The organism is Gulosibacter sediminis, assembly GCF_023370115.1.
In the GTDB taxonomy this organism is placed as follows: domain Bacteria; phylum Actinomycetota; class Actinomycetes; order Actinomycetales; family Microbacteriaceae; genus Gulosibacter; species Gulosibacter sediminis_A.
Genome location: NZ_CP097160.1, coordinates 2,597,246 through 2,618,904, shown reverse-complemented (window position 1 = coordinate 2,618,904; position 21,659 = coordinate 2,597,246). Strand labels below are relative to the sequence as shown.

General features: G+C 67.2%; 24 protein-coding genes. 18 read left to right on the top strand and 6 right to left on the bottom strand.

All coding sequences use genetic code 11. The features are described from left to right. The first annotated feature begins 97 nt into the window (after positions 1 to 97). From M3M28_RS12120 to M3M28_RS12065, 12 genes are all read left to right on the top strand, one after another. Positions 98 to 1,114 (top strand): metal ABC transporter substrate-binding protein, encoded by a 1,017-nt coding sequence (locus M3M28_RS12120; RefSeq protein ID WP_249386705.1) that lies wholly within the window; start codon positions 98 to 100, stop codon positions 1,112 to 1,114. Then, positions 1,111 to 1,902, top strand: coding sequence for a metal ABC transporter ATP-binding protein (locus M3M28_RS12115; protein ID WP_249386704.1), 792 nt, complete (start codon positions 1,111 to 1,113; stop codon positions 1,900 to 1,902). The genes M3M28_RS12120 and M3M28_RS12115 overlap by 4 nt, the downstream gene beginning before the upstream one ends. Then, positions 1,899 to 2,756: a metal ABC transporter permease gene (locus M3M28_RS12110; RefSeq protein ID WP_249386703.1), complete on the top strand. Its 858-nt coding sequence runs from the start codon at positions 1,899 to 1,901 to the stop codon at positions 2,754 to 2,756. Before M3M28_RS12115 ends, M3M28_RS12110 begins: the two co-directional genes overlap by 4 nt. Then, positions 2,753 to 3,580 carry a metal ABC transporter permease gene (locus M3M28_RS12105; protein ID WP_249386702.1) on the top strand — a complete coding sequence of 276 codons (828 nt, stop codon included), beginning with the start codon at positions 2,753 to 2,755 and terminating at the stop codon, positions 3,578 to 3,580. Before M3M28_RS12110 ends, M3M28_RS12105 begins: the two co-directional genes overlap by 4 nt. After that, positions 3,573 to 3,983, top strand: a complete 411-nt coding sequence (locus M3M28_RS12100) for a Fur family transcriptional regulator (protein WP_249386701.1) — start codon at positions 3,573 to 3,575, stop codon at positions 3,981 to 3,983. Before M3M28_RS12105 ends, M3M28_RS12100 begins: the two co-directional genes overlap by 8 nt. A 73-nt stretch (positions 3,984 to 4,056) precedes the next feature. Next, positions 4,057 to 4,332 carry a Rho termination factor N-terminal domain-containing protein gene (locus tag M3M28_RS12095; protein ID WP_249386700.1) on the top strand — a complete coding sequence of 92 codons (276 nt, stop codon included), beginning with the start codon at positions 4,057 to 4,059 and terminating at the stop codon, positions 4,330 to 4,332. Positions 4,333 to 4,526: 194 nt separating this feature from the next. Further along, complete coding sequence (rpmB, locus tag M3M28_RS12090) at positions 4,527 to 4,763, top strand: 50S ribosomal protein L28 (RefSeq protein ID WP_249386699.1); 237 nt, start codon at positions 4,527 to 4,529, stop codon at positions 4,761 to 4,763. Further along, a complete protein-coding gene (gene rpmG, locus M3M28_RS12085; RefSeq protein ID WP_125106589.1) occupies positions 4,763 to 4,933 on the top strand; it encodes a 50S ribosomal protein L33 in 171 nt (56 codons plus the stop codon). Before rpmB ends, rpmG begins: the two co-directional genes overlap by 1 nt. A gap of 3 nt (positions 4,934 to 4,936) precedes the next feature. Then, positions 4,937 to 5,242, top strand: a complete 306-nt coding sequence (gene rpsN / locus M3M28_RS12080) for a 30S ribosomal protein S14 (RefSeq protein WP_125106590.1) — start codon at positions 4,937 to 4,939, stop codon at positions 5,240 to 5,242. Between the two features lie 285 nt (positions 5,243 to 5,527). After that, positions 5,528 to 5,815 (top strand): HU family DNA-binding protein, encoded by a 288-nt coding sequence (locus M3M28_RS12075; protein WP_125106591.1) that lies wholly within the window; start codon positions 5,528 to 5,530, stop codon positions 5,813 to 5,815. A 108-nt stretch (positions 5,816 to 5,923) separates the two neighbouring features. Continuing rightward, positions 5,924 to 7,975: a cytochrome c oxidase assembly protein gene (locus tag M3M28_RS12070; RefSeq protein WP_249386698.1), complete on the top strand. Its 2,052-nt coding sequence runs from the start codon at positions 5,924 to 5,926 to the stop codon at positions 7,973 to 7,975. Continuing rightward, complete coding sequence (locus tag M3M28_RS12065) at positions 7,972 to 9,276, top strand: ATP-dependent DNA helicase (protein ID WP_249386697.1); 1,305 nt, start codon at positions 7,972 to 7,974, stop codon at positions 9,274 to 9,276. The genes M3M28_RS12070 and M3M28_RS12065 overlap by 4 nt, the downstream gene beginning before the upstream one ends. A 38-nt stretch (positions 9,277 to 9,314) precedes the next feature. Here M3M28_RS12065 and M3M28_RS12060 read toward each other — a convergent pair whose 3' ends face one another. Continuing rightward, positions 9,315 to 11,099 carry an alpha/beta-hydrolase family protein gene (locus M3M28_RS12060; RefSeq protein WP_249386696.1) on the bottom strand — a complete coding sequence of 595 codons (1,785 nt, stop codon included), beginning with the start codon at positions 11,097 to 11,099 and terminating at the stop codon, positions 9,315 to 9,317. Positions 11,100 to 11,260: 161 nt separating this feature from the next. On the opposite strand from M3M28_RS12060, the gene M3M28_RS12055 reads away from it, so the two are divergent. Together M3M28_RS12055 and M3M28_RS12050 are read left to right on the top strand one after the other, a co-directional pair. Continuing rightward, positions 11,261 to 11,797, top strand: coding sequence for a YceI family protein (locus M3M28_RS12055; RefSeq protein WP_249386695.1), 537 nt, complete (start codon positions 11,261 to 11,263; stop codon positions 11,795 to 11,797). A gap of 171 nt (positions 11,798 to 11,968) precedes the next feature. Further along, on the top strand, positions 11,969 to 12,472 hold the full coding sequence (locus M3M28_RS12050; protein WP_249386694.1) for an SRPBCC domain-containing protein: 504 nt from the start codon (positions 11,969 to 11,971) through the stop codon (positions 12,470 to 12,472). 51 nt (positions 12,473 to 12,523) lie between these two features. Here M3M28_RS12050 and M3M28_RS12045 read toward each other — a convergent pair whose 3' ends face one another. After that, a complete protein-coding gene (locus M3M28_RS12045) occupies positions 12,524 to 13,867 on the bottom strand; it encodes an HNH endonuclease signature motif containing protein (protein ID WP_249386693.1) in 1,344 nt (447 codons plus the stop codon). A gap of 218 nt (positions 13,868 to 14,085) precedes the next feature. Here M3M28_RS12045 and M3M28_RS12040 point away from each other — a divergent pair, with 218 nt between their 5' ends. The 3 genes from M3M28_RS12040 (at position 14,086) to M3M28_RS12030 (ending at position 19,008) form a co-directional block, all read left to right on the top strand. After that, complete coding sequence (locus M3M28_RS12040) at positions 14,086 to 14,796, top strand: YczE/YyaS/YitT family protein (RefSeq protein ID WP_249386692.1); 711 nt, start codon at positions 14,086 to 14,088, stop codon at positions 14,794 to 14,796. Positions 14,797 to 14,911: 115 nt separating this feature from the next. Continuing rightward, complete coding sequence (locus tag M3M28_RS12035) at positions 14,912 to 16,255, top strand: MFS transporter (protein WP_249386691.1); 1,344 nt, start codon at positions 14,912 to 14,914, stop codon at positions 16,253 to 16,255. 71 nt (positions 16,256 to 16,326) lie between these two features. Next, a complete protein-coding gene (locus M3M28_RS12030; RefSeq protein WP_249386690.1) occupies positions 16,327 to 19,008 on the top strand; it encodes a hypothetical protein in 2,682 nt (893 codons plus the stop codon). A 4-nt stretch (positions 19,009 to 19,012) separates the two neighbouring features. Here the strand turns inward: M3M28_RS12030 and M3M28_RS12025 are convergent, their stop codons facing one another. The 4 genes from M3M28_RS12025 to M3M28_RS12010 form a co-directional block, all read right to left on the bottom strand. Next, positions 19,013 to 19,471 (bottom strand): GNAT family N-acetyltransferase, encoded by a 459-nt coding sequence (locus tag M3M28_RS12025; protein ID WP_249386689.1) that lies wholly within the window; start codon positions 19,469 to 19,471, stop codon positions 19,013 to 19,015. Next, a complete protein-coding gene (locus tag M3M28_RS12020) occupies positions 19,468 to 20,061 on the bottom strand; it encodes an HhH-GPD-type base excision DNA repair protein (RefSeq protein WP_249386688.1) in 594 nt (197 codons plus the stop codon). The genes M3M28_RS12025 and M3M28_RS12020 overlap by 4 nt, the downstream gene beginning before the upstream one ends. Beyond that, a complete protein-coding gene (locus M3M28_RS12015) occupies positions 20,058 to 20,798 on the bottom strand; it encodes a nucleoside/nucleotide kinase family protein (protein ID WP_249386687.1) in 741 nt (246 codons plus the stop codon). The genes M3M28_RS12020 and M3M28_RS12015 overlap by 4 nt, the downstream gene beginning before the upstream one ends. Positions 20,799 to 20,866: 68 nt before the next feature. Continuing rightward, entirely contained in the window at positions 20,867 to 21,076 is a 210-nt protein-coding gene (locus M3M28_RS12010) for a type II toxin-antitoxin system RelE family toxin (RefSeq protein WP_249386686.1), read from the bottom strand. A gap of 15 nt (positions 21,077 to 21,091) precedes the next feature. Here M3M28_RS12010 and M3M28_RS12005 point away from each other — a divergent pair, with 15 nt between their 5' ends. Then, the gene (locus tag M3M28_RS12005; RefSeq protein ID WP_249386685.1) at positions 21,092 to 21,538 is read left to right on the top strand and encodes an immunity 22 family protein; all 447 of its coding nucleotides are present in this window, start codon (positions 21,092 to 21,094) and stop codon (positions 21,536 to 21,538) included. Positions 21,539 to 21,659: the final 121 nt, after the last annotated feature.

Sequence of the window (21,659 nt, the reverse complement as noted above, 5' to 3'; positions counted from 1 at the left end):
ACAATGAGAACGGTTATCGTTTAGCTCGGTCGCAGCTGCGCAAGCGTCGAGCGGCCACACTCTTTTGCCCCCGACGCTCGCTAGATAGGAACCTGCTTTGCGGAAGTTCACGCGCGCACTACTCGGAACTGCCGGCGCGACCGTTGTTGCGATTGGCCTGACCGGATGCGGTGCGGCGGTAAGCGGCTCGGCCGACGGCCTCAGCGTGGTCACCACCACGACGCAGCTGCACGACTTCGCCCTCAACCTCACCGAGGGCACCGACGCGAATGTGACGAGCCTGTTCCAGCCCGGCTCGTCGGTGCACAGCTTCGAGCCGACGGCCGCCGATCTCGAGACGATTCGCACCGCCGACGTCGTCGTGATCAACGGCATGGACCTCGAGCCGTGGATCGACGACACCCTCGCCTCGGCCGGCTTCGACGGCACGGTCATCGACGCCTCGGAGGGCATCACCCCGATGGGCACCGATGACGACGAGGATGTGCACGAGGGCGAGGAAGACGGCGACCACGAGGACCACGACCACGCCGCGGGCAACCCGCACATCTGGACCTCGCCCGCCAACGCCGAGATCATGGTGCGGAACGTGGCCGACGGCCTCGAGACGGCAAGCGCCGACAACGCCGACACGATCACCTCGAACGCCGAGGCCTACGAGGCGAAGCTCGCTGAGCTCGACACCTGGATCGCGTCGAGCATCGACGAGGTGCCCGTCGCCGACCGCCTGCTCGCGACGAACCACGACGCGCTCACCTACTACAACGACGCCTACGACATCACCTTCGTCGGCTCGGTCATGCCGAGCTGGGAAGACAACGCCGAGCCGTCGGTCGCCGAGGTGAACGACCTCGTCGAGAAGATCAAGGAGACCGGCGTGCCTGCCGTGTTCACCGAGTCGCAGCTCAAGCCGACCACGGCCGAGGCGATCGCCGAGCAGGCCGGGGTTAAGGTCTACTCGGGCGAAGATGCCCTCTACACCGACTCGCTCGGCGCCGCCGACAGCGACGGCGCCACCTACATTTCCGCGACCATCCACAACACTGAGCAGATCCTCGACTCCTGGGGTGCCACGGCGGCCGAGGTGCCCGCCTCGCTCACGGAGACCAATTGACCGACGAACTTCTTCGCTACCGCGATGTCACGCTGAGCTATGACGGTCGCACCCCAGCGGCTGAGCGCCTGAACCTGCGCCTCGAGCAGGGCCAGGCGCTCGCGCTCGTGGGGCCGAACGGCTCCGGCAAGTCGACGCTGCTCAAGAGCATGATCGGCCTCGTCGCCCCGATCGCCGGCGAACTCGGCGTGCTCGGCGGCCGCCCGCGCGCGGCCGCCGAGCACGTCGGCTACCTCGCCCAGCACGACCACATTGACCTCGAGTTCCCCATCACGCTGCGCCAGGTCGTCATGCTCGGCCGCTACCGCGCGCTCGGCCCGCTGCGCTGGCCCGGCCGCGCCGACAAGGATGCGGTGCAGGAGGCCCTCGAGCGGGTGAACCTCGCCGACGTGGCCGAGCGCCGCTTCGGCGACCTCTCGGGCGGCCAGCGGCAGCGCGGCTTTCTCGCGCGCGCCCTCGTGACCCGCCCGCGCATCCTGCTGCTCGACGAGCCCTTCAACGGCCTCGACACCCCGAACCGCAAGGCACTCATGCAGACCCTGCGCGAGCTGCGCGAGGCGGGCATGGGCATCGTCGTGTCGACCCACGATTTCGAACTCGCGCACCAAGTGTGCACGCACGTGCTGCTCATCAACGAACATCAGATCGCCTACGGCGACATTCACGAGGTGCTCCAGCCGGAGGCGATCGCCGAGACCTTCGGCGAATCGCACGACCACTTCGACACGCACAGCGACCTCGTCGCCCACCCGCACCCCGTCGCGACCCCCGACAAGCCGCTGCTGTGACCGGGCTCGACGTCATGTTTGGCGCGCCGTTCATGCAAACCGCGGCCATTGCGCTCGCCGCGCTCGCGGTGGTCGCCGCGGTGGTCGGAGTCGCCCTTAACCTGCGTGAACTCGAGTTCGTGAGCGACGGCCTCGTGCACGCTGTGTTCCCCGGCGTCGTGATCGGCTTCGTGGCGGGGCAGGGGAGCGGCACGGCCGTCTACCTGGGGGCGGTCATTGCCGCGCTCATCGCGACCGTGCTGCTCACGCTCGCCGCACGCCGAGGCGCGGGCACCGACGCCTCCACCGCGGTGCTGCTTGCCGGTGCCTTCGCGATCGGCATCGTCATCGTGTCGCGCTCCACGAACTACGCGACCGGCCTCGAAACATTGCTGTTCGGCCAACTGCTCACGATCTCGCACGACGACCTGCTGGTCATCGGTGTGCTCGGCCTCATCGCCTTGCTCATCGTCGTGTTCACGTGGAAGGAGCAAGTCTCGGTCGCCTTCGACCGCGACGCCGCCGAGGCGAGTGGGATGCCCGTGCTGCGCTATGAATTGCTACTCAACGTTGCGATCGCGCTCACGGTCGTCGCGGCCGCCCGCGCGGTCGGCAACCTGCTCGTGCTTGCGCTGCTCATTGTGCCCGCCGCGGTCGGCCGGCTCATCTCGTTCCGCCTCGCCGTGATCGTGCCGATCGCTGCCGGCGCCGCCCTCGTCGCCTCGTTCCTCGGGCTCGTCTCGGGCTACTGGTTGTCGGTGGATGCGCGGCTCAACGTCTCGCCGTCGGCCGTGCTCGTGCTCGTGCTCGTCGCGCTCTATCTCGTTGTCGCGGGCATCACCGCGCTCACGCGGCGAAAGCGGGTGCGCGCATGACGATCTTCGCCTCGGCCCTCGTCACGGGCATCCTCGTTGGCCTGCTCTGCGGCATCGTCGGCTCACTCGTCGTGCTGCGCCAGCGCGCCTTCTTCACGGTCGCGCTCACGCACGCGACGTTCCCCGGCGGGGTGCTCGCCGCGATCCTTGGCGTGCACATTGTGCTCGGCGCCTTCGTCATGGGGCTCGTGCTCGTCGGCTTCATGCTGCTGCTCGGGCGCATCCGTCGTCAGGGGCGCCAGGTCGCGGCGGGCATCGTGCTCTCGTTCGGCTACGCGCTCGGCGTGTTCATGCACTCGCTCGTGCCGGGCCTGCAGTCGCGCGTCGACTCGTTCCTCACCGGCTCGATCATCGGCATTCCCGCCTCGAGCATCCTCATCATCGCCGGAATGCTCCTCGTCGCGATCGTCGCCGTCACCGCACGCTGGAAGGACCTCCTCTTCTCAACCTTCGACCGCGAGGGCTTCGTCGCGAGTGGCGGCAGCGAGGCGCGCGTCGAGGCGCTCACGCTCGTGCTCATCGTTGGCACAGTCGTTTCAACCATGCCCGCGATCGGCTCGATTCTCGCGATCTCGATGATCGCGGCGCCCGCCGCGGCGGCCAAGCTGCTCGTTCGTCGCATCGAGTGGATGATCCCGGTTGCGAGCGCGCTCGGCGCCGGCAGCGCGGTGCTCGGCCTCTACGCCTCGCAGTGGTTCTCGATCGCCGCCGGTGGCTCGATGGCGCTGGCCGCCACGTTGGTGTTCCTCATCGCGCTCGCACTCAATCGCGGGGCGCGACGCCTGGTGCCTGGCTACACTGGCGGCGAGGTGAAGTATGTCTGAGCAAGAGCGTGTCGTGCCTCGCCGCACGACGAAGCAACGGGAAGCGATCCGCGAGGCGCTCGCGGCCGAGCCCGCGTTTGTGAGCGCACAGGACCTTCATCACAAGCTGCGCGACGGCGGCGAGCGCATTGGTCTCGCGACGGTCTACCGTGCCCTCGCCCAGCTCGCCGAAGACGGCGATGCCGACACGATGCTTGGCCCCGATGGCGAGCGCTATCGTGCCTGCGACACCGCACAGCACCACCATCACCTCGTCTGCCGCGGGTGCGGGCATACGGTCGAGGTTGAGGCGCCCGAGGTCGAGGCCTGGGCCGCGAAGGTCGCGAAGCAACACGGCTTCAGCGCGATCACGCATGACGTCGAGGTGTTCGGCCTGTGCGCGGAGTGTGCGGCGGCTGCGTAGCGGAGCGGCTACATCCAGACTCCCGACCTACCCTGACCCGACATTCGGAGATCGATGACAGGGAGATCGAGCCATGGCGCGGAAGCGGAAGGGTCCCGGCCCGTCGGTGAAGGACGCGGAGCTCTACGAGGAGCTCCGCGACGACGGGGCAAGCAAGCAGAAAGCGGCGCGCATTGCGAACGCCGCGGCCGCGTCGTCACGCTCGAAGGTCGGTCGCAAGGGTGGCAAGGCTGGCAACTACGACGACTGGACGAAGGCCGAACTGTATGAGCGTGCGAAGGAGATCGGCGTTGCAGGCCGCTCGAAGATGACGAAGCCTGAGCTCATCAGCGCACTGCGGAACAGCTAGCGACGCTCGCGAACCATCAATTGCCCTCTTCCCAAGCACGCGTATCCAGGGTAGAGTTGCTCGCTGGTGCGCTTGGGGTTCCCCTCCGGCGTAACCGTGCTCGGTCGAGGTTCATCACTGACAGCTCGTTCGGGTGCCGACAAGAGATCTTGGGCAACACGTTCTTGCGTGTTGCGGTATTGAAGGAGAGAGCAATGGCAGCAGTGTGCCAGGTGACCGGTGTTACACCGCAGTTCGGTCACAACATTTCGCACTCGCACCGACGCACCAAGCGTCGGTTCGACCCGAACATTCAGAAGAAGAAGTACTTCGTGCCCTCGCTCGGCCGCAGCGTGACCCTCACGCTTTCGGCCAAGGGCATCAAGGTCATCGACGCCCGCGGCATTGACGCGGTTGTCGCCGACCTCCTCAAGAAGGGAGTGAAGCTCTAATGGCCAAGAAGGGTCAGGACATCCGTCCGATTATCAAGCTCCGCTCCACTGCCGGCACTGGCTTCACCTACGTGACCAAGAAGAACCGCCGGAACACCCCGGACCGCCTCGTGCTCAAGAAGTACGACCCGGTGATCCGCAAGCACGTTGACTTCCGCGAGGAGCGCTAAGACATGGCGAAGAAGAGCAAGATCGCAAAGAACGAAGAGCGCAAGGAGATCGTCGCCCGCTACGCCGAGCGTCGCCTGCAGCTCAAGAAGCAGCTCGTTGACCCCAACGGCACCGACGAGTCGCGCGAGGAGGCCCGCGTGGGTCTCCAGAAGCTGCCCCGCAACGCTTCGCCGGTGCGCGTGCGCAACCGCGACTCGATCGACGGCCGCCCCCGTGGTGTCCTCTCGGAGTACGGCATCTCGCGTGTCCGTTTCCGCGAGATGGCGCACCGTGGCGAGCTGCCCGGTATCCGCAAGTCGAGCTGGTAGTCGCTAGCTGACACCGCAGTACTTCATGACGCGGGCGTGCACTTCGGTGTACGCCCGCGTTGTTGTTGTCGGCAAACGTTCATTACCTCATCGGGGGCCCGAAGGCTCCTAATCGCATGGGAATCCTGGGCAAAACGCGCCAAAACCCCCGTAAATTCAACGAACGCGCCGCGTGGGTGTTAGTTTGGCGACGTTGCCGCACGCCGGGCCTCCCCGCACGGCGGCGACCGATAAGCAATGACTGCGCTCGCGCCCGCGAGCACCTGCGTCCGTAGGAGGGCACACATGGCAGACAACACTGTGAACAAGACCGAACTCGTCGCGACCATCGCCGCTGAGACCGGTCAGAGCCAGGCGACCGTGAACGCTGTTCTGGACGGCCTGTTCCAGCAGCTCGCGGCAAACGCGGCGAAGGGCACCAAGGTCACCATCCCCGGCTGGCTCTCGGTCGAGCAGACCTCGCGCGCCGCGCGCAAGGGCCGCAACCCGCAGACCGGTGAAGAGATCGAGATTGCCGCGTCGAAGGGCGTCAAGATCTCGGCTGGCTCGAAGCTCAAGGCTGCGGTCAAGTAGTAGCCCGGGTTCCCCAACCCTGCGAACGCCGCCCCTCGGGGCGGCGTTCAGCGTTTCCACCCGCCCGACGCGGCCCCACCCGAGCCAGCCGAGTACCCTTGAAGGACCATGCCAGCATCCGATCGTCGCACCGGCTGGTCGCCCGCCACGTTGCAGCTGCTGCGCTGGGGTCCGGCCGGTCTCATCCTGGTCGCACTTCTCGTCACGTGGGCCGCACTCGCATTCGGTGGCGGCGCCACCCCGCTCACGATCGGTGACCCCGGCCCAATTGTGCGCTGGGGTTTGCCGATTCTGCGCCTCAGCTTCGACCTCACCGCCGCGCTCACCGTCGGTGGCCTCTGCCTCGCTATCTTCGCGTGCAGTCGCGATAAGCCCGAGTTCGAGCGGGCCATGACGCTGGTGCAGGGCGGCAGCGTCGCTTGGGCGCTTACGTGCATCCTCACCTCGGTGTTCACCTACCTCGACGTCTCGGCCGTGCCGTTCTCGTTCGACGCTGACTTCGGCACCGGCCTCTGGTACTTCCTCGCGAACCTCGAGCTCGGCCAGATGTGGCTCATGGCCACGTTCATGGTGCTCGTGCTCTCGACCGTCGTGTTCGGCGTGCGCTCGCGCTGGGGCACGCTGCTCGCGACCGGCTACGCACTGCTCTGCCTGTGGCCGATCGCGACCATGGGGCACGCCGCGGGCGCCGCATCCCACGATCTCGCGGTTGGCGGGCTCACGGTGCACCTCACCGGCGCAGCCGTGTGGGTCGGCGGCCTCGTCGTCGTCACGGTGCTCGCGGTCGCCGCGCGCGCCGACGCCGACCGCGACGAGCGCCGCCTCGCCCTCGTCGAGCGCTTCTCGCAGCTCGCCCTCATCTCGTTCGCGGTCGTCACCTTCTCGGGCATCGTGACGGCATTCGTGAACATGTCGGACGTCTCGCAGTTGTTCACGACCGGCTACGGCCTGATCATGCTCGCGAAGATTCTGCTGCTCGTCGTGCTCGGCGGCTTCGGCGTGCTGCAGCGCCGCTTCCTCATCAACCGGATGCGCACCCGGCTCGCGCAGGGCAGCTCGACCGCCGCTCCGCTCGCGTGGCTGCTCGGCATCGAGCTGCTCGTCATGGGCGCCGTCTCGGGCGCCGCCGCGGCGCTCGGCCGCACCCCGAGCCCGCAGTCGCCCGTGACTGCCGACCAGCTCTCGCAGCCCTCGCCTGCCCAGCTGCTCTCGGGCGACGAACTGCCGCCGCCGTTCGACGCCTCGCGCCTGTTCACCGAGTGGAGCCTCAACCCGATCTGGACCGCCCTCGCGGTGATCGGCCTCATCTACTACTACGTCGGCATGGCTCGTCTGCGCCGCCGCGGCGATGAGTGGCCGATCTGGCGCGCGGCCTCGGTCACCGTCGGCGTCGCGATCTTCCTCTATAACGTCAACGGCCCGCTCTACGTCTACGGCCGGTTCCTGTTCAGCTTCCACATGACCGAGCACATGATCCTCTCGATGATCGTGCCGATCTTCCTCGTCATGGGCGCGCCGATGACGCTGCTGCTTCGCGGCGTCAAGGCGCGCAAAGACGGCTCGATGGGCGGCCGCGAGTGGGCGCTGCACATCGTGCACTCGAAGTGGGCGCAGTTCTTCTCGCACCCGATCGTCGCGGGCGTGAACTTCGCGATCGCGCTGCTCATGTTCTACTTCACCCCGCTGTTCCGCTGGGCGACGTACGACCACGTCGGGCACATGTGGATGATCGCCCACTTCCTCATCGTCGGCTACCTGTTCGTCGAGTCGCTCGTCGGCGACGACCCGGCGCGCACCCGCGCCTCGTACCCGATGCGACTCATCTCGCTCGTGCTCGTCATGACCTTCCACGCCTTCTTCGGCCTCGCCGTGATGACCGGCACCGGCTTGCTTGTCGCCGATTGGTACGGCGCGACCGGCCGCGATTGGGGCCCCGAGTCGGCGATCGTCGACCAGCAGATCGGCGGTGCGATCGCCTGGGGTATCGGCGAGTTCCCGACCGTGATTCTCGCCCTGCTCGTCGGCCTGCAGTGGTTCAAGTCGGACAAGCGCCGCGCCGCGCGCGAGGATCGCCGGGCCCTGCGCGACGAGGATGCCGAGCTGCGTGCCTACAATGAGCGCTTCAAGCGATTGGCCGAAAAGGATGGGGTGGGACAGTGACGCTGCAACTCACCGCCGAGCAGCAGGCCGTCTACGACGCGATCGAGCAGACCACCGAGCACCTCTTCGTTACGGGCCGCGCCGGCACGGGCAAGTCGACGCTGCTGAATCACCTCTCGTTCCACAGCGATAAGAAGCTCGTCATCTGCGCCCCGACGGGTGTGGCCGCGCTCAACGTGGGCGGCCAGACCATCCACTCGCTGTTCAAGCTGCCGATCGGCATCATCGGCAACCAGCCGATCGAGCAGAACCGCGACGTGAAGCGGCTGCTCAAGCAGATCGACACGCTCGTTGTCGACGAGGTGTCGATGGTGTCGGCCGATTTGCTCGACGCGATGGACCGCTCGCTGCGCCAGGCGCGTGAGCGCGCCTCCGAGCCCTTCGGCGGCGTGCAGGTCGTCATGTTCGGCGACCCGTTCCAGCTCGCCCCCGTGCCGCCGAGCGACCCCACCGAGCGCTCGTGGCTGCGCGACAACTACACCTCGATGTGGTTCTTCGACGCGCACGTGTGGCGCGAGGCCGAGCTGCGCATCCACACCCTGCGCGAGATTCACCGGCAGCACGATGACGAGTTTCGCTCGCTGCTCACCGCGGTGCGCTACGGCCGCGTGACCGCGCCGATGGCGACCCGCCTCAACGAGGTCGGCGCGCGCCCCGCGCCAACCGACGGCATCATCACCCTCGCCTCGAAGAACGCGACCGTGAACCGCATCAATGCCCGCGAGCTCGAGCGGCTTCCCGGCCGCGCGATGACCGCCGCCGCCGAGATCCACGGCGACTTCGAGGGTGCCCGCACGTTCCCCGCCGAGACCGAGCTCGTGCTCAAGGAGGGCGCGCAGGTGATGTTCCTGCGCAACGACTCCGACGGCCGCTGGGTGAACGGCTCGGTCGGCGAGGTGTCGCGTATCAGCCGCACCGTCTACGTCGAGATCGACGGCGAAGAGCACGAGGTCGAGCCGATCGTGTGGGAGAAGCTCCGGTATCAGATCGACCCGGAGTCGAAGCAGCTTTCGCGCGAGGTCGTGGGGGAGTTTCACCAGTTCCCGCTGCGCCTCGCCTGGGCCGTGACGATCCACAAGTCGCAGGGCAAGACCTACGACCGCGCCGTCGTCGACCTCGGCACGCGGGCGTTCTCGCCAGGGCAGACCTACGTCGCCCTGTCGCGCATCCGTTCGCTCGAGGGCCTCTACCTCAATCGTCCGCTCACGCCCGGCGACATCTTCGTCGACAAGGACGTCATGCGGTTCATGGACGAGGTCGCGCAGGCGCAGCGCGCCGCAAAGGCCGCGGTCGAGGCGTAGCGAGCCGGCCGCCCGCGCGCGAGCCAGCCGCCCGCGCGCTAGTGCGGGTGGATGTTCCGGGCCACCTCCACGGTGAGTGGAGCGAGTTCCTCGTCGCGGCCGAGCACCTGGGCCCAGGCCGGCACGTACTCTTCGAAGTAGCGGTGCGCGTGGCCGCCCTTCGAGCCGATCGAGTTCGGCATGTCGGCCGCGACCTGCCAGAACGTCACCCACGGCCACCAGCCCATGCGCCGCGTGACGTCGTGGCCGCGCGGTTCGCGCATCCACTCTGGCTCCTGCCAGATGAGGCTCGGGTGCCACCAGACCACCGGGTCGCTCGGGTGCTGCAGGAAGATGATGCGGTGCGCGTTCCACGACTGGTACGGCTCGCCGTCGACGGGGCCGAGTAGGTCGTCGCTGCGGTTCGAGAAGCGGATGTTCACGCCGTCGCGTACCCGGGGCAGGATCTGCCGCGAGCCCGGGGCTCGTTCGGCGGTGAGCTCCTGCCAGATCGGCGAGAACTGGGGCGTGCCCGCCCAGATCGCGCCGTCAAGGCGCTCGGCCATGTCTTCGGCGTCGGCGAACACCGACAGGGCACCGAACGCGCCGAGCGATTCGCCCTGCATGTAGAGCTTCGGCCGCCGCTCGGGCGGCAGCTTGAGCAGCTCAAGCATGACTTCGCGGTAGAGGCGCTGGGCCGTGAGCTGCGGCGATTTTCGGTCGGCGATGAGGGCGAGCGCGCTCGTGAGCACGGTGTACTGCAGGCTCACCGTCGCGCAGTTGCCGCGCGTGAGGTATTCGAATGAGCCCATCGACCAGTCACTGAGCCAGCCGGTGCCCGTACCGACGGCGATGCAGAGGTGTTCGCGCTCGAAACCACCCGCCCGCTTGAGTTCGCGCACGGCGCGCTTTGCCGCATCCGGAATCGACACCTGCGCGCGCAGGCCGACGTAGGCGCGGATGGGCTCGAGGATCTCCTCGTCGCTCGGCCCGGAGCCGTTGTCGCGAGCCCGCCAGTAACGCTCGATGTCGGCGCGGCGCGGGCCGTCGCTGACGATCGCCTTGCCGTGGCGGCCCAGCGTGCTGAACGGCTCGTAGGAGGCGTTCGAGCCGCTGCGCTCGAGCTGCTCAGGCGCCGTGCGGCCCGGCAGCGGCTGCAGATTGCGCTCGGCGGCCCGGCCGCGGAGCATCGCCATGAGGCGGTCCCAGAGCACCGAGCGGTTGAGGTAGTAGGTCGCCGCAAACGTGACGAAGGCGCCCGAGAACGGCGCGGCGAGGGCGGGCAGGAAGCGCTGCAACAGGCGGCGCGTGCTGCGGGATTGCAGTCGGAACAGTGCGATGACGCCGAGGGCGACAGCCGTGAGGCCAGTGCCAGCGGTGATGCCCGCGAGCTGGGTGCGCGCATCCGGCGGCAGACGGTCGACGAGCCGTGCGATCTCACGCTGCCGGGGCACGGATGCGCCGAACGCCCAGACCGTGCCGCCGACGAGGGTGGTGATCACCGAGATGCGCCACGCCTGCGCGAGCGCGTCGGGTACCCGCGCGAAGTCGGTGTCGGGGAAGCTGCGGCGCAGGAAGGGCATGATCGAGCGACGCACCCAGCGCAGCGAGCTGCCCAGGCCGTAGCCGTAGAGCTGCGAGAATGCGAGGCTGCCGGCGGTCATCCACCAGGTGCGGGGGAGGAAGCTCGGGCCGAGGGCGATCCAGGAGGTGACCTGCGCGCCGGCGATGCCCCACCAGTTCGGGCGCACTTTGCGTCGGCGCAGGTCGGCCTCGGTGTAGCGCTCGACTTCGGGTTTCCGGGCCCGTCGTGCCACCGCGCGGCGGAGGCGTCGAGCAAACATGCCGCTCATTATGCCGGGGCGAGGTTGCCGAGGGCTCAGACACACAATGCTGCTATCAAGGCAGCGGCCAGCCGGATTGCTGAGAATCTTTCGGTTGCCCCTTGCGCATTCAAATGAAGGCGCATAGGTTGTACCTGCAAGTAAATCCAAAGGAGCAGCGCATGACCACCATCACCCCCGGTACCTGGACCATCGACCCCGCACACACCGAGATCGGTTTCTCGGTTCGCCACCTCGCCATCTCGAAGGTGAAGGGCGTCTTCGAAGAGTTCGCCGGCACCGTCGTGGTCGCCGAGAACCCCACCGAGTCGAGCGTCGAGGGCACCGTCGAGGTCAAGTCGGTCAACACCAAGCAGGCGCAGCGCGACGAGCACCTGCGCACCAGCGACTTCTTCCTCGCTGACGAGTTCCCCCAGATCACCTTCAAGTCGACCGCCGCTCGCCTCGAGGGCGACGATGTCATCGTGACCGGTGACTTCACCCTCCGTGGCGTCACCAAGCCCGTCGACTTCAAGGTCGAGATCGGTGGCGAGACCGTCGATGGTTACGGCAACAAGAAGGCCGGCTTCGAGGCCACCACGACCGTGAACCGCAAGGACTTCGGTGTGAACTGGAACGCCCCCACGGAGGCTGGCGGCCTCACCCTTGGCGACGACGTCAAGATCACCGTCGACGGCCAGCTCGGTCTCGGCGCCTAGGGCCCTCCTCGGCCAACGGCCACTGTAAGTTAACTCTCGGTAATCCTTTGAGGTTGATCGTGCAGAGTTGACCTGCGAGATTCCTCGCCCCAAAATCCACCAGCGTCCTGCCAACCTCCCCCAACCCGGCAGGGCGCTGGTGTCTTTTCCCCTCGATGAAAGGACACGGCAATGTCGCCGAACCCAACTGGCAAGCTCGCCGCGCGCGAGAAGGGCCACGACCTCATGCTCACGCGACTGCTCAGCGCATCCCTGGCCGAGGCCTGGGCCGAGATCACCGACCCCGAGCGCACCGCAAAGTGGTTCGGCGCGTGGGAGGGCGAGGCCGAGGTCGGCGCGACAATTCGCGTGCAGCTCGGCTTCGAAGAGGGCTCCGAGTGGGCCGAGATGCGGATTCTCGAGTGCGAGCGACCGCGACGCGTTCGCCTGCTCTCGGTCGGCGAAGACGGCGGCTGGGATGTCGCCCTCGAACTCGAGTCCGAAGACGTCGCGACCGAGCTGCGATTCATCATGTACGGCGTCGAACTCGAGCAGCTCGGCGAGATCGGCCCGGGCTGGGAGTACTACCTTGACCAGCTCGTCGCGTCGATGACCGGCGCCGCCCTCCCCGATTTCAACGACTACTACCCCTCCCAACGCGAGTACTACGCAGACCTCGCGACTAGCGCAGGCTAGCGCGACCCGCAGGCCCGAGCGGCAAGCCGCAAGGCAGCTAAGTGCGACCGCCTAGAACGGCGGCGGATCGAACTTGGGCCCCGGCGGTTCGGGTTTGGTGGTCACGACTTTGCCGCCCGGGGTAATCCAGACGTAGTCACCGTTGGGAAGTTGCCTGAGTTGCCACGGTCGTTCGTGCTTTTGCACGTGATGTCGCCGGCAGAGATGCCCGAGATTTGGCTGGCTCGTAGGCCCACCGTGCTCGACCGCGATGGTGTGGTCGATATCGCAGCGCTCGGCTGGTCGGCGACACCCGGGGAAGCGGCAGTGAACGTCGCGGGCGCGCAGGAAGCGCTTGAGCGAGGCGTCGGGCATGCGGCTGTCGACCGTCACGACGTGCCCGGTGATGGGGTCGGTGAGGATGCGCATCAGGTGCGGAGCGTTGCGCGCCCAGTCGAGCGCGACGGGGCCGCTGATGGGCGACATGCCGTTCACGGTCGCCACGTCGCAGTCGAGGTCGGGATTGTCGAGCAGCGACATGATGGGGATCACGATGCTCACGCTTGCCGTCACCCGCGGCTTGCCCTTGGCCTCGCCCTCGAGGATCTGCTGCGGCGTGGCGGTGATGAGGGTGTCGCAGAGCAGGTCGGCCCGCTTCTGATCCATCGTGCGAGTGTCTTCGTAGTCGTCGACTTCCGCGGCGTCGCCGTCAACAGCCTCGCCCTCGCCAGCGCTAGTGTCCTCGCCCTTGCTGCTGCTGAGCGCGCGGGCCTGCTGGGTGAGCAGGTCATCGATGATCGACGCCTCGACCGTAGGCAGGTAGGCCCAGAGCGTCGACATGCCCTGCTCACCGTGCTCGATGACGACGCGACGCTGCTCGCGCTCAAGCGCGTGGGCCTCTTCAAACTTCGCCGCGGTGAGCCTCGCGGCGCACTTGCTCGCGAAGCGATCGGTCTGCGGCGCCGTGTGTTCGCGGGCGTAGTCGAGCACCAGCTTCGAATACTCGGCGAGCTGGTCTTCCTCGAGCGAGGTTGCGTGACGTACGACCGCGCGGGTGTGGCCGTGGTCGATCTCGCCGGTGTTGAGTGCCTCCCAAAACTCGCCGAAGTCGCACATGAGGCGATAGGCGTGATGGGCCTTGTTCATGAGCAGTTGGTCGGACGCGCGAACCTCGGCGCCGAACTCGCCCATGGCCGAGCGGAGGTTCCACGTGAACTCTTGCGACGACGTCGGCGCCGACCGAAAGGGAGCGCTCAGCGCGGTGCGCTGTTCAGCGACCGCGTACGCCATGGCGAGGATGCGAATGTCTTGGGCATCGAGGCGCGCTCGCTGGACATGGGACGCGGAGAAGGCGTCGACGAGCAGCTGCATCGAGGCGTCGAGTTGCTCGGAGTTGGCGGGTGCGGACATGTCCATGCGGGTCACCTCCCAAATGTTGATTGCTACATTCATTCTAGAGCGGAACAACACAAATAGGAACAAAATTACGAAAACTGTGGATAACTCCGCGGCGGCCAACGCCCACCTCGGCCGCCTCAAAACATCCTGCCTTGAGCCACCGACATAGTTCGACGCACCCCAACCGACCACCGAAATCGTCCGATCGAGCCGCCTAAGCTTGCGGGGGAGGTGCGATGAACGAGCGAGCACGGGCGTCACTGCTGACGAGGTATCTGGTCTTCGCGGTCGGCGTCGTGATCATGTCGTTTGGCGTGGCGCTCTCGGTGCGCGCGAGCCTCGGCACCGCGCCGATCTCGACGCTGCCAACCGTGCTCTCGTTCACCGGCATCGGCACCGTGGGCAGCCTCACGATCATCATGAACGCGGTGTTCGTCGTGCTGCAGATCGCGCTGCTGCGCCGCCGCTATCGCTGGATTCAGCTGCTCCAGCTGCCCGCCGCCACGCTCTTCGGCGTCGCAATCGACGGCAGCCTCTGGTTGCTGCGCGACGTCGCGCCGAGCGAGTACTGGCAGCAGGCGCTGCTCACGATCGTTGGCACGATCGTGCTGTCGATCGGCGTCTGGATCGAGGTCACCCCGCGCGTGCTTATGGTGCCGGGCGAGGGGCTCGTGCAGGCGATCGCCGACGTGACGCACCGCCGCTTCGGCAACATCAAGGTCGCCTTCGACGTCACCCTCGTCACGCTCGCGACGATCGTCTCGCTCATCCTTTTCCACGGCCTCGTCGGCGTGCGCGAGGGCACGGTCTTCGGCGCGCTCACCGTCGGCAACTTCGTCAAGCTCTGGCAGCGACTCTTCCCCGGCCTCGGCCGCTGGGTCACGCCGCACCCGCCAGAGCATCCCGAGCATCCGGCCGACCTCGCCCCCACGCATCCCGCGTCGTAATAAACACGACCCCACCCTGTTCACCGCGCCGAGCCGGTGCTAGCTTCAACGTCAGCACCGCCACGGCCCTGGTTCTTCGCGGTCGCGCCCGAAGCCCCGACTCAAGGACCTCCCCGTGACCAACCTCGCCAGTGCGCCCGCGCGCGAAACCCACGCCCCGCATCCGAATCGCCGTGCCCGCAAGGCCGCGCTCGCCGGCTTCCTCGGCAGCGCGCTCGAGTACTACGACTTCTTCATCTACACGACCGCCGCGTCGCTCGTGTTCAGCCACGTGTTCTTCACCTCCGACACCCCGACGGTCGCGCTGATCCAGTCGTTCGCCGTGCTCGGCGTCGGCTACGTGTTTCGGCCGTTCGGCGCGTTCCTCTTCGGCCATCTCGGCGACCGCATTGGCCGACGCAACACGCTCGTCGCGACGCTCACGCTCATGGGCATCGCGACCTTCAGCATCGGCCTGCTGCCGACCTACGAGCAGGCGGGCATCTGGGCGCCGATCATGCTCACGCTGCTGCGGATCCTGCAGGGCATCTCGGCCGGCGGCGAGACCGCGGGCGCCTCGTCGCTCTCGATCGAGGAGGCCCCCGTCGGTCGCCGCGCGTTCTTCGGCAGCTTCACGGCGACCGGCCTAAGCGCCGGCATGGTGCTGTCGACCGCGGTGTTCATCCCGATTCAGGCGATGGATGCTGTTGCCCGCGACGCGTGGGGCTGGCGCATCCCATTCCTTGCCTCGCTCATCGTGCTCATCTTCGCCTACGTGGTTCGGCGCACCCTTGACGAGTCATCGGAGTTCACTCGCCACCGTCAAGACACCTCGTTCACATCGACCGGCCGCGTGCCGTTCTGGTTGATGCTGCGCACGCACCCGATTCCCTTCATCTCGGTCGCGCTCATGAGCGTGCAGATTCTCATTTACACCTACCTGCAGGGCTTCGGCATCGCGTTTGCGACGCAGATCGGCACCGTCGCCCCCACCACGATCCTCACTGCGCTCGCGGTCGGCAACCTCATCGCCATCGGCACGCAGCCGTGGCTCGCGCTGCTTGCCGACCGCATCGGCCGCAAGCCGGTCGCGATCACGGGGCAGGCGGTCTCGGGAATCCTCGTGTTCCCCTTCTTCCACTCGCTCTCGACCGGCAACGTGCCGCTGATTTACCTCACCACCGCACTCATTGTTGGGTTCAGCTACGCCGCCGCCAACAGCCTGTTCACGAGCTGGTTCGCCGAGCAGTTCCACGCCCGTGTGCGCTATTCGGGCCTCGCGGTGGCGCTCCAGGCGGGCGCGCTCATCGCCGGCTTCTCGCCGACAATCGGCGCGGCCCTCGTCAACGGCGAACCGAGCCGCTGGATGGTCGGGGCGTCGGTTGCGGCGATTGGCGCGGGTCTCGCTGTGGTCGGTTCGCTGATCGCGCGGGAGACGTACCGAACGCCGCTCGGCGAGCTCGGCAACCCGGTGGCGTAATAGACCCGACTGCCCCGCAATCGCACCCCGGTACGACGCGTCGCGCGCCGGCGCATTCGTAGTATCAAGGGATGCCCGACCACCGTGCCCCGCAGGCTCCGCAGCGGACTCCCTCGTATCGACGTGCGAGGGCGTGGCTCATCTTCGCGATCGCACTCGCAGTTGCCGCGGGCGTGCTCGGAATGTTCGGCTACTCGCAGGTCGCGGCGCAGCCAGAGGCACGAATTCACTACATCGTCGAAGACGGGCTGCCCTATGGCATCACGCAAGAGACGGTCGAGGCTGCCGCCGAAGTACACGGGGCGGTGGCCTACGAGCCGATCACGATGATGGTGGTCGAGCGGGAGCTCGAGTGGGACGAGTACATCAACGGCGAGCTACCCGACGGCGTCGACATTCTGCTTTCGATCGGATACGACGCCGACGATCTCGACCTCTCGCTGCCGCGAGCCAGTCGCGTCGGTGTGGTGGGCGGTGACGAAGACCGCTACTCCGAGCTGACCGCCGTGCGTGAGACGCTCATGAACAACCTCACGATGGGCCACGGCGCGGGCGCGGTCGTCGGCGCGAGCATCACAGCGGCCGACACGCTGTTCGACGGCGCCACGCGCTCGCCGCTGCTGTGGGGTGCCCTCACCGCGCTGCCGCTGCTCGCATCCGTCTGGTTTCTGCTCGCCTACATTCGCGAGGTTCGCTCTGCACGCGCCCAACGCGGCCGCTTCGATCGGGCCCGGCTGCAGCTCGCGAGGATCGTGCTCGAGCTCGACACGCTCGAAATGCAGTTCTCGACGGCCGAGGCGCTGCTTTCTGATGCGCAGGGGTTCTTCAAGGGGCGGGATGCGGCGAAGGCGCGCAAGCGACTTCGCAAGGATTGGGAGGCGGTGCGCGAATCGAGCCTCGAGCTTGCCCGCGTTGAACAAGCGCTCGAGCGCGACCTGATCGACTCGAACGCCGCCGTGCATTCGAGCGTGTCAGCCGCACCCGCAGACCTCGACGCCTTCGAAACTGACGTTGCGACGCTCGCGCGCAAGGCAGACTCGCTGGCGGCGGCCGCATCGCTGCGAGTCGGCCACGCGAACTCCGACACCGTGCTCGCGCGACTTGCGCTGCCGATCACGCAGGCGATCGGCGAGATTCTGCGCAACACGAGGCACCTGGGGCGCAACGAGATCACAGCACTCGAGTCGCAGCGCACCGCGATGCTCGCGCTTGTGCGCGAGAGCAAGGTGCTGACCGACGGGCATGACGACCCGGAAGGTGCGGATGCGGTGCGCGCGCAGAGTGAGCTGCTGCAGCGCTGGAGCACGGTCGAGACGCACATGGTTACGACGCTCGACAAGATTCTCGGCGCGACGAAGATCACCGGCAGCGCGCGCACCCGAGCGGTGGAGCGCATCCGGGCGACCTCTGCGGGGGCAACGGAATCGCAGACGGAGCTGCGCGGCTCGCTTGGCCTGCCCGAGCCGAGCGAATTCGGTGCGCTCGTGCCGGCCGAGCGCGTGCTGCTCGCGTTCGAGCAGGTCGAAGCGACGAACGACGACGCGGCGAGTCGGGGCGCGCTAAGGAACACCGACAACAAGACCCTCGCCGCCATGGCGGGGTTCGGCGTTGTGGCACCGATTGTGGTTGCGCTGCTCGCGGGCATGTTCGCCTCATTCGCGGAGGCGGGCGAGCCCACCGGCTACGGCCGTGAAGTCATCGGTGATGTGCCGCTGGCGAGCATGCAGATCTACGGCGACATGGAACTGCTGCCGAACTTCGAGTCAGATGCGCTGATCTCTGACGCGACGACCAACTACGAATCCATCTCACTCGAGCACGTGCGCGACTGGATGGAGCGGGCAGCCGAGGGCGACCCGAAGATTGGGCTGTTCCCCACAGAAATTGACCTGACGGTGACGATTCTGCCGGCCGAGGGGTATCTCCCGAACCTCGCGCCGATTCCTGACAGCGATCATTATGAAATCGCCTACCCCGACCTGCTTGAGATGTATGACCGGCTCGAAGCCGACGTCTCGAGCGAATATCCCGAGGTGTTCGACGCGGCGACGGGCGACATTCGGCTCGGCCAGGCCATTCTGCCAATTTGGGTGATGGAGGACGGCAGTTACTCGATCGGCCTACCACTGACCGGTGAAATCTCAGCCGGCGTCGACAGTCGGCTTGGCGCCTACTACTTCCTCGCGACCGAATTGCGCCCGCGCGAGGTCGAGAGGGAGCATCCGATCGAAACCGGCACCTACATCGCGTTCGAACTCGGCGAGCTCGGGCGCACCCTCGAGTACAACCACATGGAGATTGCCGAGGAAGACACGAGCGGCGTGTTCTGGACGGTCACCTTTGCCGTGTGGGGCGCGCTGCAGACGGTGCTCGTGCTGGGTGGAATCGCGCTCGAGGCAGTGCGCAGCCGACGTGCCGGTGCGGCAGCGCGTGCGCAACTTTCGGGCATCCGCTCGCGCCTCGAGCAGCTCGCACTCGGGCTCGACCTCTCGCGGCTCGACATGGTCGCGGTGCTCGGCGCGGGCACGGGCGAGAAGGGGGATGCGGCGCAGGCCGACCAGCGCCTGTACGAGACCGCGCTTGTCACCGCCTGGCGACAGGCGCAGGCGCTCGAGAGTCTGCCGCCGAAGCAGCAGCGCGGCCCCGAGTGGGAGGCGCAGGTCGCCGACCTCGACCGGCTCGTGTCGACGCTCGCCGATCAGAGCGAGGAAGTTTCGGAACGCGCGCTCGAGGTGATTCGCGCGAGCGAGTAGCCGCCTAAGTCAGCGGGGCCGCGTCGTAGGTTACCCAGTTCGTGCGGCTCGCGAGCTGGTCGTAGAGCGCCTGCGCCCGGTGGTTGTCCTCGGCCGTGATGCCGCGCACGACCGAGCATCCTTCCGCGCCTGCGATTTCGCGAACCCGCGTGATGAGCGCTCGGGCGGCACCGCCGCCGCGAATGTCGGGCTCGGTGAAGAGATCATCGAGCCAGATTCCCACGGATGCGGTGGAGGGGCGGGCGAAGCGTCGGTAGTGGGCCATCGCGACGACGCGGCCCTCGGCGACGGCGGCGAGGCCGGTCACTTCGTGGTTCGGATCAGTGACCCACGACCAGACGCGGGAGACCGCATCCTCACTGTCGGGTTGCTGGTAGAACGCCCGATAGCCGCGGAACAGCTCGCGCCAGCGCGGCTCGTCGCTCGCCTCGATCGGCCGCACGGTGATGTCTGCTTTGCTCATGATTGCCCCTTCTTGGCCGCGGCCTTCAGCGCCTTCTTTGTCTCGCGCACGCGCTGCAGCGAGGTCTCGTCGACCACGTCGGCGATCGAGCGGAAGGCGTCTTCGGGGCCGTAGTCGCCCGCTGCCTCGCGCCAGCCCTCGGCTTCGAGTCCGAACTGCTTGCCAAGCAGTGCGAGGAAGATCTTCGCCTTCTGCTCGCCGAAGCCTGGCAGCGCCTTGAGCCGAAGCAGCACCTCGGCGCCTGTCGGTGCGCCGCCGGTCTTGCCGGGCGCCGTCCAGATCGCGGCCGTGTCGCCGTCGTAGTCGTCGACGATCGCGCGGGCGAGCGACTGCACGCGGGTAGCCATCGAGCCGGGGAAGCGGTGCACGGCCGGCGTCAGCTTGAATGCCGCGAGCAGCGCATCCTCATCGAGTGCCGCCAGCGCTCCGGGCGAGAACTCGCCGAGCCGCTCGACGAGCTTCTGGGGGCCGGCGAACGCGGTCTCCATCGGCACCTGCTGGTCGAGGAGCATGCCCACGAGCAGTGCGAAGCGGTCGGTGGCCAACAGTTCGTCGGCCTTCGGATCGGTCGAGAGGTACACGCTCGTCATGCCCCCCAGTGTCGCACTGGTGCCCGTCGCGCGAGAAGCGAGGGCCGCGCAACTGAGGACGGTGCGCTGAACCCGTTGCGAGCTCGCAGCTGTGGCCGTGTGAGATCGGTGTTGTCGAAGACCCAGTCAGCGTGGGCGCTGGGCTGCGCTTCTTGCAGATAGAGTCGCTGCCCTTGCACATACCGGTGGTTCGACGGTGCTTCTGGGTCTGCATCATGCTCATCGGCGAAGCGCGCATTCCCACGCGGGACGCTGACGGCGAAGGGCACCTCGAGCCAGACCGTCGCGTCCCAGACGTCGATGAGTTCGGGCCGGTGCAGGAATATGCCATCAACGAGCACGATCGCGTGTGGAGGCACGGTAACCGGGGCGGCGACCACCGGCTCGTCTCGCGCGACGTCCCAGATCGCCGACGTGATCGGCGCACCGCTGCGCAGTGGCTCGACTACACATCGACGGAAATCCGGGTACCGGTATGAGGCGCGATAGAAACCTTCGGGACCGTTCCCGCCCGCGCGGCGCACGGATCGCGGATGGTGGAAGCCATCGATACTGACGCGAACAAGCGGTCGACCGCCGGTGGACCGAGCGCACTCGGCAATTTCGGACGACAGATGCGACTTGCCAGCCCCGTCGAACCCGTCGAGCGCAATTAACGCCCGTGAATCGGGTCGCACGCGTTGGAGCTCGTGCCAGAGCTGCGACACGACCTCCAACCGTTGTGTCGATGCACCCATGCCCAGAGCCTAGTTCGCGGGGTCGTTTCGGCGCGGGTGGCAGGCCTCTGTCTGCTTCGAGCGTGGGGTCAGCGATATATCTCGCGACGGTGACCGACGCGGAGCACGAGAATCACGACCTCGGCATCGTTCACGTCGTAGAGAACGCGAAAGTCGCCCACACGAACGCGCAGCTCGTCCGCACCGCCTTTGAGCTGCTTGCACCCGGAAGGGCGAGGATCGTGGGCCAGCGTGTCGATGGCCTTGAGGATGCGTCTCCGCTCACCACACTCGAGCACGCCGGAAGGGGCCTCATGCTTGACTTCATCGACCGGTTTGCTGACCCGCGCTTTGTCGCCGACAAGCAGCTTCGGTGCTCCGCGATCTGGGTGGGCGTTGTCGAGAACGACCCGGCGTTCGTCGAGTATCTGTCGCCCGATGACGTCGACGAGAGCCAGTTCGTCGCTGACGCCGGCGACGACTATTACGACGTCGACTTTCTCGAGGCCGGCTTCAGCGAGACCCGCCCCGCCGACGCCGTCATCGCCGAGCTCGCGGGCGACCGTGACCTCAGCGCCGAGCAGGTCGCGAAGCTCCGCCAGGCGGCAGCCGAGCGCGGTGTGACCGAGGCGAACGCCTGGATCATCCTCGAGCAGCACGTCTACGAGGGCGACGCCACCGTCGACTTCGGCGGCCTCGCCTTGTTCGGCGACGTCGAATATTGCGAGCCCGAGCCGGTCGAGAGCGCCAGCCCAGCGTAGTTGTTCGCCGGTGTCACGAAACAGCCGACGCTCGCCGAGCTGCGCAACTACGCCGTCAACGAATTCGTCGGCGACTGACAACCGGAGGGGTTGCGGGCGAGAACCTCGGAATACCCGCGCC